This window comes from Mucilaginibacter celer, assembly GCF_003576455.2.
Taxonomy (GTDB): Bacteria; Bacteroidota; Bacteroidia; order Sphingobacteriales; family Sphingobacteriaceae; genus Mucilaginibacter; species Mucilaginibacter celer.
Map to the genome: position 1 here is coordinate 2,120,957 of NZ_CP032869.1, position 15,781 is coordinate 2,136,737.

20 protein-coding genes are annotated in these 15,781 nt (G+C 45.4%); 19 read left to right on the forward strand and 1 reads right to left on the reverse strand.

Annotated features, from left to right (window positions below):
• The first annotated feature begins 120 nt into the window (after positions 1–120).
• Positions 121–531, forward strand: coding sequence for a plasmid mobilization protein (locus tag HYN43_RS08375; protein ID WP_119409014.1), 411 nt, complete (start codon positions 121–123; stop codon positions 529–531).
• Positions 532–893: 362 nt separating this feature from the next.
• On the opposite strand, the gene HYN43_RS08380 is transcribed toward HYN43_RS08375, so the two are convergent.
• On the reverse strand, positions 894–2,084 hold the full coding sequence (locus HYN43_RS08380) for an IS256 family transposase (protein ID WP_245447287.1): 1,191 nt from the start codon (positions 2,082–2,084) through the stop codon (positions 894–896).
• Positions 2,085–2,311: 227 nt separating this feature from the next.
• Between HYN43_RS08380 and HYN43_RS08385 the strand changes: the two genes are divergently transcribed.
• The 18 genes from HYN43_RS08385 (at position 2,312) to HYN43_RS08470 (ending at position 15,740) form a co-directional block, all read left to right on the forward strand.
• Positions 2,312–3,307 carry a relaxase/mobilization nuclease domain-containing protein gene (locus tag HYN43_RS08385; RefSeq protein WP_119409015.1) on the forward strand — a complete coding sequence of 332 codons (996 nt, stop codon included), beginning with the start codon at positions 2,312–2,314 and terminating at the stop codon, positions 3,305–3,307.
• 35 nt (positions 3,308–3,342) lie between these two features.
• A complete protein-coding gene (locus HYN43_RS08390; RefSeq protein ID WP_119409016.1) occupies positions 3,343–3,969 on the forward strand; it encodes a ParA family protein in 627 nt (208 codons plus the stop codon).
• A complete protein-coding gene (locus HYN43_RS08395) occupies positions 3,957–4,316 on the forward strand; it encodes a hypothetical protein (protein ID WP_119409017.1) in 360 nt (119 codons plus the stop codon). The genes HYN43_RS08390 and HYN43_RS08395 overlap by 13 nt, the downstream gene beginning before the upstream one ends.
• Entirely contained in the window at positions 4,313–4,708 is a 396-nt protein-coding gene (locus tag HYN43_RS08400; protein ID WP_119409018.1) for a hypothetical protein, read from the forward strand. Before HYN43_RS08395 ends, HYN43_RS08400 begins: the two co-directional genes overlap by 4 nt.
• Positions 4,705–4,989: a hypothetical protein gene (locus HYN43_RS08405; RefSeq protein WP_119409019.1), complete on the forward strand. Its 285-nt coding sequence runs from the start codon at positions 4,705–4,707 to the stop codon at positions 4,987–4,989. Before HYN43_RS08400 ends, HYN43_RS08405 begins: the two co-directional genes overlap by 4 nt.
• Before the next feature lie 401 nt (positions 4,990–5,390).
• Positions 5,391–5,696, forward strand: coding sequence for a DUF4134 domain-containing protein (locus HYN43_RS08410; protein ID WP_119409020.1), 306 nt, complete (start codon positions 5,391–5,393; stop codon positions 5,694–5,696).
• Positions 5,696–5,983 (forward strand): plasmid transfer protein, encoded by a 288-nt coding sequence (locus HYN43_RS08415; protein ID WP_119409021.1) that lies wholly within the window; start codon positions 5,696–5,698, stop codon positions 5,981–5,983. The genes HYN43_RS08410 and HYN43_RS08415 overlap by 1 nt, the downstream gene beginning before the upstream one ends.
• On the forward strand, positions 5,919–8,390 hold the full coding sequence (locus tag HYN43_RS08420) for a TraG family conjugative transposon ATPase (RefSeq protein ID WP_245447201.1): 2,472 nt from the start codon (positions 5,919–5,921) through the stop codon (positions 8,388–8,390). Before HYN43_RS08415 ends, HYN43_RS08420 begins: the two co-directional genes overlap by 65 nt.
• Positions 8,377–9,057 (forward strand): hypothetical protein, encoded by a 681-nt coding sequence (locus tag HYN43_RS08425; protein WP_245447203.1) that lies wholly within the window; start codon positions 8,377–8,379, stop codon positions 9,055–9,057. Before HYN43_RS08420 ends, HYN43_RS08425 begins: the two co-directional genes overlap by 14 nt.
• Positions 9,054–9,749, forward strand: coding sequence for a hypothetical protein (locus HYN43_RS08430; RefSeq protein ID WP_245447208.1), 696 nt, complete (start codon positions 9,054–9,056; stop codon positions 9,747–9,749). Before HYN43_RS08425 ends, HYN43_RS08430 begins: the two co-directional genes overlap by 4 nt.
• Positions 9,746–10,423: a hypothetical protein gene (locus HYN43_RS08435; protein ID WP_119409023.1), complete on the forward strand. Its 678-nt coding sequence runs from the start codon at positions 9,746–9,748 to the stop codon at positions 10,421–10,423. The genes HYN43_RS08430 and HYN43_RS08435 overlap by 4 nt, the downstream gene beginning before the upstream one ends.
• A complete protein-coding gene (locus HYN43_RS08440; RefSeq protein ID WP_119409024.1) occupies positions 10,420–11,196 on the forward strand; it encodes a hypothetical protein in 777 nt (258 codons plus the stop codon). Before HYN43_RS08435 ends, HYN43_RS08440 begins: the two co-directional genes overlap by 4 nt.
• Entirely contained in the window at positions 11,193–12,350 is a 1,158-nt protein-coding gene (locus tag HYN43_RS08445; protein WP_245447210.1) for a TraJ family protein, read from the forward strand. The genes HYN43_RS08440 and HYN43_RS08445 overlap by 4 nt, the downstream gene beginning before the upstream one ends.
• A 108-nt stretch (positions 12,351–12,458) precedes the next feature.
• On the forward strand, positions 12,459–13,073 hold the full coding sequence (gene traK / locus HYN43_RS08450) for a conjugative transposon protein TraK (RefSeq protein WP_119409025.1): 615 nt from the start codon (positions 12,459–12,461) through the stop codon (positions 13,071–13,073).
• Positions 13,051–13,461, forward strand: a complete 411-nt coding sequence (locus HYN43_RS30255) for a hypothetical protein (protein ID WP_119409026.1) — start codon at positions 13,051–13,053, stop codon at positions 13,459–13,461. Before traK ends, HYN43_RS30255 begins: the two co-directional genes overlap by 23 nt.
• 6 nt (positions 13,462–13,467) lie before the next feature.
• Complete coding sequence (gene traM, locus HYN43_RS08460) at positions 13,468–14,658, forward strand: conjugative transposon protein TraM (RefSeq protein WP_119409027.1); 1,191 nt, start codon at positions 13,468–13,470, stop codon at positions 14,656–14,658.
• A gap of 46 nt (positions 14,659–14,704) precedes the next feature.
• Positions 14,705–15,499, forward strand: coding sequence for a DUF4138 domain-containing protein (locus HYN43_RS08465; protein WP_162996384.1), 795 nt, complete (start codon positions 14,705–14,707; stop codon positions 15,497–15,499).
• A 13-nt stretch (positions 15,500–15,512) separates the two neighbouring features.
• Entirely contained in the window at positions 15,513–15,740 is a 228-nt protein-coding gene (locus HYN43_RS08470; protein ID WP_119409029.1) for a hypothetical protein, read from the forward strand.
• The last annotated feature ends 41 nt before the right edge of the window (positions 15,741–15,781 follow it).

Genomic DNA, 15,781 nt, shown 5'->3' on the forward strand with positions numbered 1-15,781 from the left:
GATCGCTGATTCATAAGCTAAAATTCCGTTGTTTTTTCAACGGCAAGATGTCTTTTTGTTACACAAAAAGTCTCTTGCCCTCCCGGGAGGAACTAAAAAAACTCGCAACTCGTTTTTTCTATGGCTGAGTTAAAGAAACTGATGGGGCGCCCAATTGTGAAAGATGGGAAGCGGACTAAGTTTGTTAACGTCAGGTTCACAGAGGATGAGTTTAAGGATATTGTGGAATTGGAGCAGCAATTGGGCGTATCAAGAACAGAACTTATCAGAATGCGCGTCCTCGCTGATAGTCGCAAAACAGTCGTTGATTCCAGGGTACTTATCAAATACCTTGATGATGTGGGTGCTGAGATGGGACGTATTGGCAATAATATTAACCAGCTGACAAAGCACGCCAATGTTCTCAGCCTGAAAGGCCAGCTGGATCCCTTGATCATCGATAGGTTTAACTACCTGTTTAATGATTATATCAAAGTTCAGCAGGCCCTGGAGGCTACTTTCCGAAAGATCATCAGGGCTATGGGGCGTTAGATCCTATCACTTTATAAAAAGATTGCCTGGGCAAGGTGGTCAGATATCACGATCTGATGATTGGTTGATATGCTGTTCCAAATGCATGTTGATATACTTCTCTTTGGTTCACATGTTCCGAAGATAAGCTGATCAGAAGATCGTATGCGCGGCAGATCGGGCGATCCCTTGATGAATTGATTCCTGGTCATCATGATCGTGAGGTCATTCGTTATCAAGATCGATTGATCTGGAGATCATTCGTTAGCCAGAGCTATCGATATCGTGATCTTCTGTTAAGCTGGTCGTTTGTTATCAAGATCGGGTCTGTAAAATAAACTGTGTCAGCCCCTGCCGGCCCATGGGCCGGCAGGGGCTGATTGCTACATCAAATCTAATATCATTCTCCCAGGAAACCAAATGGCCAGCTTCTGGGCCGTTGTCGCCCAATTAGAAAGTGGCATCGTCCATTTTTGTTTAATGTTGTTATGAGCCAGATAGATCAGTTTTAACAGAGCCATATCGGATGTGAAACCACCCTTGGTTTTGGTTACTTTTCTGATTTGCCGGTGAAACCCTTCGATGGTATTGGTGGTATAGATCAGTTTACGAATAGTGGTATCATACTGAAAATACGTGGTCAGCTTCGACCAGTTATTACGCCATGATTCCAATACCTTTTCATATTTCTTACCCCACTTTTCTTCTAATTGCTCTAAACGAAGTTCTGCCAGTTCGAGGGTTTCTGCCTGGTACACCGGCTTAAGATCTTTCATAAATACTTTTTGATCTTTAGAAGCCACGTACTTCAGGCTGTTGCGTATCTGGTGGACGATACAGGTCTGGATTTCTGTTTGAGGGAATACTGTATTTATGGCCTGTGGGAATCCATTGAGGTTATCAATGCAAGCAATCAGGATGTCTTTTACACCTCTGTTTTGAAGGTCGGTCAATACACTTAACCAAAAATTAGCGCCTTCGCTTTGAGATACATACATTCCTAACAACTCCTTGTGACCGTGACGGTCAATACCAAGAATGTTATAAACAGCATGCGCTACCATGCGGTGTTCCTCTTTAACCTTGTAATGCATCGCATCCAGCCAAACAATGGTGTAAAGTTCATCCAGCGGCCTTGATTGCCATTCTTTTACTTCAGGAATGATCTTATCTGTTATAGCAGATAAGGTACTGTGACTGATATCTGTATCATACATGTCTTTGATATGCTTTGATATATCGCGGAAACTCATGCCCAGTCCATACATGCCGATGATCTTGGATTCAAGACTTTCTGCTAATATCGTTTCCCGTTTGCGGATCAGTTCGGGTTCAAAACTGGAATTGCGATCACGAGGGGTACTAATAGATATGGTGCCATCAGAGGTTCGGATATTCTTACTGGTCTTACCGTTCCTGCGATTGCCTGAACTGCGTTCTGCTTCATCTAAATGGCTTTCCAATTCCGCCTCAAGGGCGGCATCAAGGAAACTTTTTAGCAACGGTGCAAAGGCTCCATCCTTGCCATAAAGCGATTTGCCCGAGCGGAGTTGCTCAAGGGCTTTCTTTTTCATTTGCTCGTATTCGAGCGATTCTTCTTCTCTCTTCATCTTAAACTGTGTTTTAAGTTAACATTTAACGCTTGACACAGTTTATTTTACACTCTCTCAAGATCCAATGATCCGGCTATCATCCGTTAGATAGTGCCGCTGGTAACTTGATCTCCTGTTACCATGATGACCTGTTCGACTGATCGGCTGTTCTTTTGATCCCGCGATTTACTGATACCTTTTCTATACTCATGATCGCACACATTCTCGAAAAACCATCGATGACTTTTGCAGGAGTCCGGTACAATACAGATAAAATGGATCTCAACAGGGGAGAACTGATGTTGAAAGCCAATTTTGGTGCACTGCAGGGATTGAATCACCCGCGTCCGCAGGATTTGATCAATTACCTGTTGATGATTTCCTCTCAAAACACCCGGATAAAAAAGAACACACAGTTTCATGCTGTGATTTCCGCGTCAGGGCGAAATTATGATAAACAGGAGCTGACAAAGACAGCAGTGATGTGGCTAAAGGAGATGGGCTACAGCAATCAACCCTATCTCGTTGTTTTTCATAAGGACACTGACAATAATCATGTACATATAGTCAGCTCCCGGGTTGGTAAAAATGGCATACAGATCAATCGTGATTTTGAACATGACAAGGCGTTAAAAAGTATTGACAAGGTGCTTGGCTATACCTTCGCTTTGCAATATCGTTTCAGTACAGTGGCCCAGTTTTATATGATCCTGGAGAACAGCGGATTCCTTGGCCGTGACTATCGTAATAAAGAAAAGCTACAGCGAAAAATCGATAAGTACGTCCCTGATAAAGAGCGGATCGAAGTGCTCAAAGCACTTTTTAAATCGAAAAAACATGAGATGGATTTTATTCGGGTCATGAAAGAGGCTTATAATGTTGAATTTATCTTTCATTCTTCACAAGGCCAAAAACCGTATGGATATACGGTCATTGACCACCACACCAGGCAGGTTTTTAAGGGCAGCGAGATACTCAGTCTTAAGTTATTACTGGACAGTTCCGCAAGCCACATACCCGCGTTTGTCGTCCGGGAAATTGGGAAAGATAGTCACCCATGCGACCGTCAACCCGGTTTTTACAGCGAATATGCCTCTGTTCAGGACTTTATCGGCCCCATTATAATCGCTGAGGACGTCGATGATCAGCAGGTACTGGGGATGAAACGCAGAAGGATGAAAAAAGCGAGGACGAATACGCGCTGACGAACCGTATTGCTAAACTTCTCTATTCAAAAATTATGATATGTTTATTCGGAAACCAAAAAGGAGGCGTTGGAAAAAGTACGCTTACCGTTATGTCAGGAAATTACCTGAGCCTGGCTAAACAATGGCCGGTTACTATAATCGACATGGATTATCAGCAGTCTGTTTCACAGAAATACGAAAAGGCGAAGATCCTTGAGAATGCGGAACCCTATGAGGTAATCCCTTCAACGCTGGAGACTTTTCCCATGCTGAGCCCCGTCCTAGCAAAGAGTAAGAACGACGCGATTTTGATCGACCTGCCCGGTAAACTGGATGATGATGGCCTCATTCCGGTATTCAAATCCGCTGATATGGTGGTTTGTCCGTTCGCTTATGAGGAGTTTACTTTTGAATCCACAGTGCTGTTTACTGTAGTTATTAAAAAAGTGAACCCCAGGATCGATGTGGTTTTTATTCCTAACCGTATCAAGGCCAACGTCAAATTTGAGATCATGTCGGAGGTCAATGAACAGCTCTCGAAATTCGGCAGGATCACACGGCCCTTGCCCGACAAGATCGATTTCCAGCGCATTACAACTTTTCAGATGCCACTGTCCCTCTATCCGGTTATAGCACCGGTTTTCGAAGAAATATTTGCAGACCGCCTATGGAAAAAATGAAATCGTTAGCCAGCCAGCTCCGCGAGCAAATGGCAAAAGCTACGGAGAAACCCGCGACTGAGGTAAAAAATGCCAAAGCTGGACCATCCAAAAAAGCCACCGTTAAGGGTGAAAGAACAATTCGCAGCCCAATATTAACCGAACTAATGGATTATGATAACAGCGATCATAAAACAATGGTTCATTTCAGGCTGGATAAGGAATCTGCCGACTTTATCAATAAATTTAAAATAGCCACAGGCGTTGATGTTACCAGGTTTGTGGCTTTCGCTGTCAGGCATTTGATCAACAATAATCCTGAACTAAAAACAGTAATTAGACAGTTCATTCAAAATTCAAGTTTATGAAATATGTTAAAACTGGATTGATCCTTTGGGGGATTGGGATTGCTGCTCGGAGCGTCCTGGCCGAAAAAAAAACGAAACCAAAACCTGCTCCTGATCCCGGAGCTTCGGTAGCCGGATACGACAAAGAGGAACCCCGAATCCTGCCGGCCGACTTAATAGCCGCTGACAATGGCAGTATCCTCCGGGCCCTATACCGATACGACAACAGCAAACACAGGAACCTTGTTCACGTCAGGGTTGATAAACTGACCGTCGAAAGGCTTAATAAATTCAAGCTGGCCACCAAAGTAGATATGAGCAAACTGATCGCATTCGCTGTTGATCATCTTTTTGAAACCCAGCCGGTACTGATCACAGTGATCCGGAATTACATGCAAAATACGATATTATGAACTGGATAAAATTTACAGTTTGGTTGCTCGGTATCTATACCTGCTATTATGCAATCCTGATTTTATGGGACCTCTTCCGCTCGAAGTATACCGGACATTCCGATGATAAACAGGAACTGACCTTTGTTCTTGATGATGAACCGGTACACATGGTACGAGATGAACCGGATGCTTTAACAACCGAATCTCCCGTGATATCATCTGGTGGTGTGTCTCTTAAAGACCTGTTTAACCTTGCCAGGGATGAATCTGTTGAATATATAAAAGCGGTCAGTTTCTGAGCCACGGATAATCGCTCGTATATCCGCTTGAGCAACACTGATATTATCGTTTCCTTTTTCTGAGTTACCGGCCGGTTTGTTTTTTTATGATTTCTACGTCCGGCCGGGACTTAGCAGTCATAAATACATTTTTACCGGGCTTCCGGTTAAGCGTATTCATTTTGTGGGCATTATTCGGAATCTGACTGCCCCGGCTTTCTATGGCTCATCGCCTTTATCTGTAAAAGATTCCTGGAATATTTTCTTCTCTTAGCCGCAATCCGGCTCATATGGCACCTCAAGCCTGTTTCTATTGGGTAATCCCACAGGGTCGTTGTTCGTGATCTGAACGGCCCTTTACCATAGCCTCCCGTCTCCAGGTTGGCCTAAAAGATCTCCGCCTTCATTTTTTCTCCTCTTTAATGTTTACAAAAACAAAAAAATTATGGGCACTGGCCTTATTGCTGGCCCTTACTGCTCCCGCGTTCGCGCAAAATGGTGTTAACGGACTAAACACCGCAACAACAACACTTAAAACCTACATTGCCCCGGTCACCAACATCACGCTCGTCATCGGCGGTATCGTTGGCATAGTGGGGGCCATCCGTGTTTATTCGAAGTGGAACTCGGGTGATCAGGACATCAACAAAGAGTTGATGGGATGGGGTGGATCAGCAGTTTTTCTGGTGGTTTCCGCATTGATCATCAAAGCTTTCTTTGGTTTGTAATGGCCAGGAAATATCCGGTTTATAAGGGGCTCCAGCAGCCCCTTATTTTTAAAGGCTTCAGAGGTAAGTTCATTTACTGGGGAATCGCTTCCCTGCTGGCAGGCCTTGTGTTCGGTGCTCTTACGATGACCATGATCAATATGTGGTTGGGCGCACTTGTCCTCATTGGCTTTGTCGTAGGCGGACTCCTCTATACTGCTGCCAGACAAAAAGGTGGGCTTCATGCAAAAAGCCGCACTTCAAAAATTTTTATCCTCAACCGTTATGGGCATCAAAAACATGTTTAATATACCCTATGCCGGCGTTGACAAAAACGATGACTACGACCTCCTGATTGGCCTCAATGGGGAATGTTCTGTGGTCATCCGTATGGAAAATCCGGTTGTTCGGTTTTCTGCTTACCCTGCCGGCTACGAGGAATTTCATCGTCAGCTGATCAACATTGTTAAGATTCTGGGCGATGGCTATATACTGCAGAAGCAAGATGTGATCAGCAGGTATCCATATCAAAGCCAGCCCGTAAACGAATACCTGCAAAAACACTACAATGCCCATTTCGAAGGTCGCGAATGCCTGGAGGTACGTACTTATCTTACCATAACCAGAGTAGTGAAAAAGGGGGCTTTTTACGCCTATGACGCACAGATGCTCACGGACTTTAGGCATGCGGTCGGGAAAATCGTTGGTATCCTCCCGCCAGCCCATCCGATGCGCGAGGCTGACCTTAACCAATTTGTCCTGCAAGTGCTTAACATGAATTTCAGTAAAGGCTCCCTGGCGCTCGACAATATCCGGCCATCGGAAACCGAATTGAAAATAGGGGAAAGGTCAGTGCGTTGTATCAGTCTGGTCAATATCGATCATATTGACCTCCCCATCGAGGTAACTGCACATACCGAACTGAATGAAAAAGAAAGTATGCGTGGCTTTCCTGTGGATTTGCTTTCTTTCCTTTTTAAGGTTCCCGGGGCGGATGCCATTTTATTTAACCAGCTTATCGAAATTCCAAACCAGGTGATGACCCTTAGAAAGCTGGAGCAGAAAAAGAAGCGCCATTCCGGGATTCCTGATCCAGCAAACCTGCTTTGCGTCGAAGATATCGATCATTTACTGAACGACGTCGCCCGTGAGAACCAGATGCTGGTCAACTGCCATTTTAATATTGTGGTCACTACAGGGAATTCAGCCATCCAAAAGGCCATTAATTTTATTGAAGCATCTTTGTTTCAGCTTGGTATTATTCCCAGCAGGAATGCTTACAATCAACTGGAACTTTTCAGAACAATCCTGCCGGGAAACGGCGTGGAATTGAAGGAATATGATTGGTTCCTTACCACTTGCGATGCGGCCCTTTGTTTCTTTTTCAAGGAGTCCCTTCCTAAAGATGAACCCTCTGATTTTCTCCTGCGCTTTACCGACAGGCAGGGAGTGCCGATCGGGATCGATCTTTCTGACCTGCCCATGCAAACGGGGCGCATCAACAACAGAAATAGATTCTGTTTAGGACCTTCAGGCTCGGGTAAGTCATTTTTTATGTCAAGCCTGATCGAACAATACATGCTGTATAATATGGATATGGTGATCGTTGATACGGGCCATTCCTATAGCGGTCTTTGTTCCTATTATAACGGAAAGTATATTACCTATACCGACCAGAAGCCTATCACCATGAATCCCTTTCGTATCGATCAAACGGAATATAACATTGAAAAAAAAGATTTTCTGTGTACGCTGATCGGCGTAGCGTGGAAAGGAGCTGACGGGCTCTTCAGCCCGGTCGAAAGGGATGTCGTCGCTAATGTTGTGACTGCTTATTATGGCGAGTTCTTTGCAAAGAACGGAGAATTAAGCTTTAATACTTTTTATGAGTTTGCACTCGAGCGCATTCCGCGGATCAGGACCGAAGAAAAGATTGCTTTTGATTTTGATGAATTCCGCTACGTTCTGAAAAAGTTTTACAGGGGCGGTGAATTCGCAAGTATCCTGAATAAGGAAGCTGACCGTTCATTGTTTAGTGAGCGCTTTATTGTATTCGAGATAGACAGCATCAAAGAGCATAAGATACTTTTCCCTATCGTGACGCTGATCATTATGGACGTCTTTATCCAAAAGATGCGTTATCGCTCGGACAGGCGAAAAGCGCTGGTAGTTGAGGAGGCGTGGAAAGCGATTGCAAGTCCCCTGATGGCGGGGTATTTACTTTATCTCTATAAAACCATTCGTAAGTTCTGGGGCGAGGCCATAGTAGTCACGCAGGAGTTAGGGGATATTATTGGAAATGCGGTAGTTAAAGACAGCATCATCAATAATTCGGATACAGTTTGCCTGCTGGACCAGACGAAATTTAAAGATAATTATAACGAGATCGCCGCCCTGCTCTCTATCAACGAAACAGAAAGACGGAAAATATTTACGATCAATCAGCTAGATAATACAGAAAACCGGGGACGCTTTAAGGAAGTGTATATCCGTCGCGGTGCAGTCGGTGAGGTATACGGTGTCGAAGTTTCGCTGCAACAATACCTGACTTACACCACGGAGAAACCCGAGAAGTCTGCCGTTGAACGCTATGTGAGGCAATATGGTTCTTACCCTGACGGGCTTGACGCATTTATCGCAGATTTCAAAAGCAGCGGGAAGTCCCTGCCTGCTTTCATTGCACAAACTAATAATATAAAAGATGAATTTTCTTAAACGCATAGCGGGCCTGGTCTTGCTGATATTCGTTTTAAGTCTACGCCGGAGCTGGGGGCAGGAACTCGTGGTTGACCCCGCAGTTTCCTCCGCAATCCTGATCAGCTCGTCCACAATCAACGGGCAACTGAACAATACCAATGATAAGCTGGACCTTATTCAAAAAGGGCAGCTTGCCGTAAGCGGCCAGTTGACTGTGGTGAATAACCTTCAAAACAAGATCTATCAAGGCCTTAGCGAAGTGTCCGCTGTAATTAATAACCTATCCGCTATCAGGGACATTGCGCAATGCGGGTCGGATATTATCGGAGACGTTGAATCAGCGGTGAAACTTGCCAAATCAGACCCTGTCCTGCTGCTTTTTGCAGAACAGGGGGCCAGGGATTTTCAAGAACGCGCATCAATGCTCGCGGCGGAGGTCAGTGCTTTTGTACTCAAAGGAGGAAAAGGAAACCTGATGGATTCCGGCGAACGCGGGAAATTACTTAATCATATTGCCGATCATCTGCGTATTCTCCGAGGAATCGCCTATGGTATGAACCGGGCCATGTATTGGGCAAAAATCAACGGCGTATTACACTCGTTGAATCCCTGGGCTGAATGGAAGAACCAGGATGTACGCATCGCTAACGAGGTACTAAGCAACGCCAAATACTTAAAACAATGAAAGAAATTAATAGAATACCCATCATAAAAACGTTGGTGGTATTGCTGGTGCTTTCGGCAGCTGAAAGGACAGTTGCTTTCGCTCAGAAAAAAGTACTGGATATCCCGGCGCTTCATCAACTTGTAGGGCAGTCAGAATCGGAGAATAAACTTCAGGTTAAAGCTAAAAATGAGCAGGCCCAGGTATCGGCAAATGAACAGGTCAACCTCACGCTCCTGGACAAAACTAAAGTTATGTACCGCACCTTGCAGCAACGTTATAACGCCCTCGGCACAGCGATAAATGTTGCGGATCTCGGTATTTACGCCACGCCGATGGTCAACCGGATTATCAGTAATCAGGCGATGATTCTGCATTTGGTCGATCAAAACCCTGCACTGACCGCGGTAGGCTATCAATCCGCTTTACAATTTGCTTCTCAGGCCAGGAGCCTCATAGCATATATGACAGGGCTTTCGCTCTCCATAGGAGCCGTAAACCAGATGAGAATATCCGACCGTAAAATCCTTTTTGATTATGTACTTTCTGAATTAAGCAAAATTCAGGACCTGTCGGAAAACATGCTCAGTATGATGCAGTATTCCAGTCTTGCCTCGCTTCTAAAAGCTGCAAACCCTTTTCAGAATTTCATCGATGCGGACGAAGGTATCGCTCGTGATATTATACAGAATGCCAAATACTTACATCCATGAGATTGCTGATCGCTTTAATTGTGGACTTGATCCTGCTAGGTGGCTCAGCGATTTCGGTACAGGGCCAAAAAGCAGTTTTTGACAAACAGCACTTAGCAGCCGTAAATCAGAATGGTCTTGCCCGGAGCAGCGCGGAAGCCACCCATGAACAATATCTGAGCAGTATTAATGAACATATCAATAACCTCAATACCAATGTCGGTTCGGTGATCATCGCCCAAACCATGATTTATGAAGGATTGTCAAATGTTAACTCTGCCCTCAAAAATGGTCTCGCCGTCCGCAATATCGCTTTTATTATAGCCGATATGTCCGGCTATATTGAGCAGGCTCTTAATCTGGCGGAAAGTGATCCCTACCTGCTGGCCTTTGCAGGCAATATGACCGGCGAGATGCGATCGAGAGCGCTTGCCCTGGCATCTGAAGTGTCCGGTTACATATTAAAAGAAGGGGATAACATCCTGGCTGACTACAACTCCCGCGACCAACTACTCCGGAAGGTAACCGCCCAATTACAGATTCTGGACGGCCTGGCTTATGGGACATGGAAATCGATGTATTGGGCAAAGCAACGTGGTGTCATAGGCGCTGCAACACCATTTTCCGGCTGGATTAGCCAGGACAGGCTGTATGTCAGCCAGATCATTCAAAATGCTAAATATTTACACCAATGAAGTATATCATACTTATCCTGATCGCTTTTTTGACTAATAAGCGTTGCCTGGCGCAGAAAAAGGTCAATGATGAAAGTGTTCGCTACCAGCAGCAGCGCATGGTTTACCTTCAATGGGACCAGAATAAATTTACGCCAAAAGCGGGGTTTCTCAGCCTCAATCCGCTATACTGGCTGACATGGGGCCTTTTCCATCCTGACTACCACAAGAAAGACCTGCGCCCGCTGAGCGTAAACGGGCCGCAGACCCGGCGGCTGGCGCTGGTTGCTGCCATGAACAGCACAGACGGTAAATACAAATTACAGTCCGATACCATCCGCAATACTGCGCTGGCAGAAATCACCAATCAGTCAGGCTTACTTTCTGAAGTTGATCCCTTATGGCAATTATACTATAGCAACGAACTTAAACCGGTGCTGAATTATACCAATGCATCCATACTTGCGGGGCTCTCACCCGAGGTAAGTGAAAGGGTGGTAAGTGAAGGGCTTTTCGATTGGTATAAAAACGAACTGGAAATGCTGAAAGAACGGATCGAGGGAGCGCGTTCAACCACAGTCGACCGGGGAGCCCGTATTCTGGCTTACCACAGATACCTTCTGGAATACCGGCGGCTTGCAGGGGTATGGGCAATCAGGACCTCCTCGGCCCGTGCTGCGATTAGTATGACCACTCAACAGCAGCACATTCAGGCTGGCCGGGTGACGGTCAGCAACTGGACTCCTGATATCGACGTCCGGATTGCTAAACAAGTTTTACAGCATCTTCAATGAAAAAGAAAATAGCCCTTTTGATCCTTTTCTGCCTCGCCATGGTTCAAGTCTTCGGGCAGGTAGCCAGTACATCCGATAACACGAAGACCTTACAATATCTTCAGGGCGACGGTGTATATGAATCCGGTATCATGACGTTTTTAAAAGGCTTCAAAGGCAGCATATGGAGCCATTTTGATCTCTTTATTAATGATGCCAAGGCGCTCGCTGCGATATTTATGATCATCTTTTTCGCGATCAGGTCTTATGAAATGATGGCAGGTGATAAACAATTGGAAATAATGCCCTTATTGAGGCCATTTGGTTTGTCAATGGTGATCCTCTGGTGGGGGCCGTTTACTCAAATGATTGCCTTTCCAACAGAACTGGTAGCGAACCAGACCGAAGAAATGTTTAACAGTGAACAGACGGTTGTTGACAACCTGCGCGTTAACAGGTCAGCACTAATGCTGTCCGTGGCCAACTCCCTGTACACCTATCAGGCGCAAACTGAAGTTGCCGAAAAAGAAAGCGATACCTGGTATGGGCAGGCATGGGATTCCGTTACCAGCACAGTTAAAGAAGGGATCAGCAGTGTCGTTTCTCCTTTACTTGAGCTAAAGAACCGGCTTACTGTAAGTATGCAGCTCTTGTTTACACAATTGCTGGAGCTATTAGGGATATGGATACTCCGGCTCGCTGTTTATGTGATTTTCATGATCCAGATTATTTATTCTTCGATCCTCATCATGCTAGGACCTTTTGCTGTCGCTGTAAGTATCCTTCCAGCTTTTCGCGATAGTTTCAGCACATGGATCGCCCGGTTTATCTCGGTTAACTTGTACAGCGGCATTGCTTACCTCATCATGTACATTTGTGGCTTAATGCAGGAGTATGCATTAAAATCAGAGATAAGCAAATACACGGAACTGGTAGGAGAGAACGGTCTCAATGCCAACCTCGAAAAAATGGCTTGGTTCGCAGGCAACGGGGTACTTTCCTTTGGTACTGTCATCATCGTTTTCCTGATCGGAGCCATTTGCATGTTTACCGTGCCAAGTATCTCCACCTGGATCATTTCGACATCCGGGATCAGCTCTGCTACTTCGACCTTCGCGCGCAGTGCCGGTACCGTCACAACAGCTGCCAGGAAAGCCGCAGGTAGCTTCTTTTGAGTTAGGCGTTCTTTCTCCGAAATCCTGATTTTTCTGGCATTGTATGCCATTTGCAATCCACTTCCAAAGCCGTTCCGTTTCAGGAGCGTTTTTTTTAAAGATTAAATTATGATCATCAAAAATATCGAAGCCAAAATCCGGCTTGCGACATTCATAGCCGCGGGAAGCCTGTTTACTTCTCTTGTGATTGTCGGTATGAATTGCTTATATGCATTCAGGCTGGTATCCAACGCGCAAAAAACAATTTACATACTGGATAACAATATTCCTATACTGGCCAGGCAGACTGATGTACAGATGAACCGGCCCGCGGAGTACAGGGCTGACGTCGACCTCTTTCATTCCTTGTTTTTTTCGCTGACACCGGATGATAATTACATGGAATACCAGATGAAAAAAGCCATGTACCTGGTGGATGAATCCGGCATGCTGCAATACAATAATTTGAAGGAGAACGGCTTCTTCAACTCTATCCTTTCCTCCAGCTCGGTTCTTACCCTACAGACGGATTCTATTGTAGTCAATATGCCTAAGCAATATTTCCGCTTCTATGGAAAGCTGAAAATCGATCGCCGTAGCTCTACCGTGGTACGGTCCCTCATTACAGAAGGTAATCTAAAGGATATACCAAGGAGTGATCATAATCCGCACGGCGTTTTAATTACCAATTGGAAAACGCTCGAAAATAAAGACTTGCAGGATGTTGAGAAGAATTCGTTCTAACAGGGATCCCAGGGATACCCTGTACAGCGAACTCAGAAGGGAGTTCGGTACCTATTTCCTGGCTGGGGAAGAGGCGGTTAAGCGGTTATCTATAGCTTATCCGAAGTTTTTGTTCAGCTGCATGGCTGTATTGATCATCCTGTCGTTTCTGTTGTCCTTTACCCTTTTTCGTCATCCCTCAGAAAAAAAGGTACATCAGCCGGTGACAAGGGGGGTGCAGGAGGGCTTCGATCAGATCACCAGCATAGCTACATCGATCCGGCAGAGTCTGGAGCTCAGACGGATGGTTGATAGCCTCTCTGCAAAAAAGCAGTTGACACCAACCGACAGTGTTTTGTTGGACAGTACACTTGATCGCCTCTCCAGGCTAAAGCAATCTTTAAAATGAAAATTTATGAAAATTAACTTTAAACAGCCCAAATACGTGTTGCCTGCAATTCTGCTGCCCTTTCTTTGCTTTTTCTTTTATATCTGGCAAAGCAATTCATCAAGCTCTGAAAAGGTAGTTAAGGAGTCGGCAGGATTTAACGGTACAGTAGGCAACGTGTCTGCTGATATCAGCAGGAAGCAGCTTTCCGACAAATTGGATGCTTACCGTAATGCTTATAAGGAGGCTAATGGTATTACCGCCGTGGGGGTAATACCTAAAGAAAATTCATCTGACCCAGCATTCAACAACAATACTGCAGACCGTAGCAAGCAGCGGCTTGATTCAATACAGCTGGCCCTCAAAAAAACGTATCCTTTACCGGATAAGACGGCCCGGCCTGGCAATGATCAGGTTATGGCAAGGGCAATAGAGTCCATGGGCAGGAAACAATCAGGTGTGCCTGCTTCTCACCCCGTACGTGAACAGGACCCGATGGAAATCTTCCGTCAGCAAATGGCAATTATGGACAGTATTTCCAGGCAGAATGACCCCGACTATAAAGATGAAATGAAGAAGAAACAGGCCGGGGAGGCCATAAAAAGGCGGAAGGAGGAACAGGTCTGGCTTCCGGTCAGCAAGGCTGATTCCTTATCGGACGATTTTAATACAGTGCTCCCGGAAAAGCCACCTGCACTGATCAGTGCCATCATAGATGAAAACCTGACCGGATATGCCGGCTCCCGGATAAGGATCAGGCTGCTGGAAGATATCCGGGCAGGGAATAACCTGGTCGTCAAGGGAACCTACCTTTATGCCCTCATCAGTGGTTTTTCGGAACAACGCGTGACGCTCTCCATCACTTCCATCTTATATCATGGTAAGATCCTGCCGGTAAAGCTGGACATTTATGATATGGACGGCATGCCCGGTCTCTATGTGCCATCCTCCGCGTTTCGGGATTTTACTAAAGATCTCGGCGGCAATACTGTACAGGGCTTCTCTATTGACGGCAGCACCGGCAACAACCAGTTCCTGATGAGCTCCGTCAGTAAAATGTTTCAGTCCACATCTTCTGCCATTGCCGAACTGATCCGCAAAAACAAGGCTAAACTGAAATACAACTCGTACTTGTTTATCGTCGACCCGGATGCGCTGCATACCGCTCAAAAAAACGAGGAAATTCTCTCCGGCAGGAAAATGCCCCAACAGCTTTAATCAGAAATACCTCTTATCTATTCAAATATTTAATGCCCTCTTTTTTATGAAAAATATACTTTTTCTCTATTTTATGTTGTTCGCATCTGTATGCTGTGCGCAGGAAAAGTTGCCGCTTGTGTACCTGCCTGTAAAGGGCACGATCCATTTTATTTCACCAGAGCCGATCCAGTACGTGGATATTTCGAGCAAACAGCTCGCCGGTGACCTCCCGCTTAAAAATATCCTGCGCCTGAAGCTCAGAGATACTTCAAAATCTTTCGACAGCGCGATCCTGACACTGGCAGGTGAAAAATTTATTGCACAATACCGCTTAGTACCCGGTTACACCGCTGTGCCAACCGAGATTGAAATCCTTCCGCCGGACACCCATCCGCTGGATATTTCCGGCATCGGTTTTTCTCAGAGTCAGCTTAAGTCAATGGCGACCAACCTGATCTCCATGAGAGCTGGAAATCCCAGGGAACGCACGCTGGCTTATGGGGTCAGCGGGCTTTTAAACCATGTGTACAGCGTCGGGGATTACCTGTTCCTGGACATCTCTTATCGAAATAAAACCCGTATAAAGTATGATATCGCTGATTTTAATTTCAGTATAGAGGACAAGAAGATCGCGAAGGCAGCAAATAGCCAGTCAATTCCTTTGACACCAGAGCTGATATTGTATGACATTCCCGCTTTTTCAAGGAACTACAGGAATATTTTCGTACTCAGAAAGCTCTCTATCCCCGGAAATAAGGTCTTAAAGGTCGAATTAAGCGAAAAACAGGTTTCCGGCCGTGTTTTGACGCTGTCTATTCCTTATCACGATATCCTTGATGCAGATACCCTGCCCAATTAAATGATGTTAGCTTATGACTGATTCTTTAGCTTACACTTATGTAAAACTTGTGCTTGAACAGGAATTTCCGGTCCGATATCACTGCTTAACCAACACGCGCAATCTGCATTATGAACTCACCAATATTATAGAATTGTGCGCGCCGCTGTTACTCGGGCTTGAAGAAGATGACCCTTTCCTCAGATACGAGCTGATCGGTATCATAGCGGTCTACCTGCAGGAACTGGAGCCAGGTAACTAAATCCCGCGCTTTAGCTTCTGCATGATCGGGCCACCCGCAGT

Bases quoted from the DNA above. Each gene is read 5' to 3' on its own strand.
- HYN43_RS08375 (WP_119409014.1), top strand. From the start codon at position 121: ATGGCTGAGTTAAAGAAACTGATGGGGCGCCCAATTGTGAAAGATGGG.
- HYN43_RS08380 (WP_245447287.1), bottom strand. From the start codon at position 2,084: ATGAAAAAGAAAGCCCTTGAGCAACTCCGCTCGGGCAAATCGCTTTAT.
- HYN43_RS08385 (WP_119409015.1), top strand. From the start codon at position 2,312: ATGATCGCACACATTCTCGAAAAACCATCGATGACTTTTGCAGGAGTC.
- HYN43_RS08390 (WP_119409016.1), top strand. From the start codon at position 3,343: ATGATATGTTTATTCGGAAACCAAAAAGGAGGCGTTGGAAAAAGTACG.
- HYN43_RS08395 (WP_119409017.1), top strand. From the start codon at position 3,957: ATGGAAAAAATGAAATCGTTAGCCAGCCAGCTCCGCGAGCAAATGGCA.
- HYN43_RS08400 (WP_119409018.1), top strand. From the start codon at position 4,313: ATGAAATATGTTAAAACTGGATTGATCCTTTGGGGGATTGGGATTGCT.
- HYN43_RS08405 (WP_119409019.1), top strand. From the start codon at position 4,705: ATGAACTGGATAAAATTTACAGTTTGGTTGCTCGGTATCTATACCTGC.
- HYN43_RS08410 (WP_119409020.1), top strand. From the start codon at position 5,391: ATGTTTACAAAAACAAAAAAATTATGGGCACTGGCCTTATTGCTGGCC.
- HYN43_RS08415 (WP_119409021.1), top strand. From the start codon at position 5,696: ATGGCCAGGAAATATCCGGTTTATAAGGGGCTCCAGCAGCCCCTTATT.
- HYN43_RS08420 (WP_245447201.1), top strand. From the start codon at position 5,919: ATGCAAAAAGCCGCACTTCAAAAATTTTTATCCTCAACCGTTATGGGC.
- HYN43_RS08425 (WP_245447203.1), top strand. From the start codon at position 8,377: ATGAATTTTCTTAAACGCATAGCGGGCCTGGTCTTGCTGATATTCGTT.
- HYN43_RS08430 (WP_245447208.1), top strand. From the start codon at position 9,054: ATGAAAGAAATTAATAGAATACCCATCATAAAAACGTTGGTGGTATTG.
- HYN43_RS08435 (WP_119409023.1), top strand. From the start codon at position 9,746: ATGAGATTGCTGATCGCTTTAATTGTGGACTTGATCCTGCTAGGTGGC.
- HYN43_RS08440 (WP_119409024.1), top strand. From the start codon at position 10,420: ATGAAGTATATCATACTTATCCTGATCGCTTTTTTGACTAATAAGCGT.
- HYN43_RS08445 (WP_245447210.1), top strand. From the start codon at position 11,193: ATGAAAAAGAAAATAGCCCTTTTGATCCTTTTCTGCCTCGCCATGGTT.
- traK (WP_119409025.1), top strand. From the start codon at position 12,459: ATGATCATCAAAAATATCGAAGCCAAAATCCGGCTTGCGACATTCATA.
- HYN43_RS30255 (WP_119409026.1), top strand. From the start codon at position 13,051: ATGTTGAGAAGAATTCGTTCTAACAGGGATCCCAGGGATACCCTGTAC.
- traM (WP_119409027.1), top strand. From the start codon at position 13,468: ATGAAAATTAACTTTAAACAGCCCAAATACGTGTTGCCTGCAATTCTG.
- HYN43_RS08465 (WP_162996384.1), top strand. From the start codon at position 14,705: ATGAAAAATATACTTTTTCTCTATTTTATGTTGTTCGCATCTGTATGC.
- HYN43_RS08470 (WP_119409029.1), top strand. From the start codon at position 15,513: ATGACTGATTCTTTAGCTTACACTTATGTAAAACTTGTGCTTGAACAG.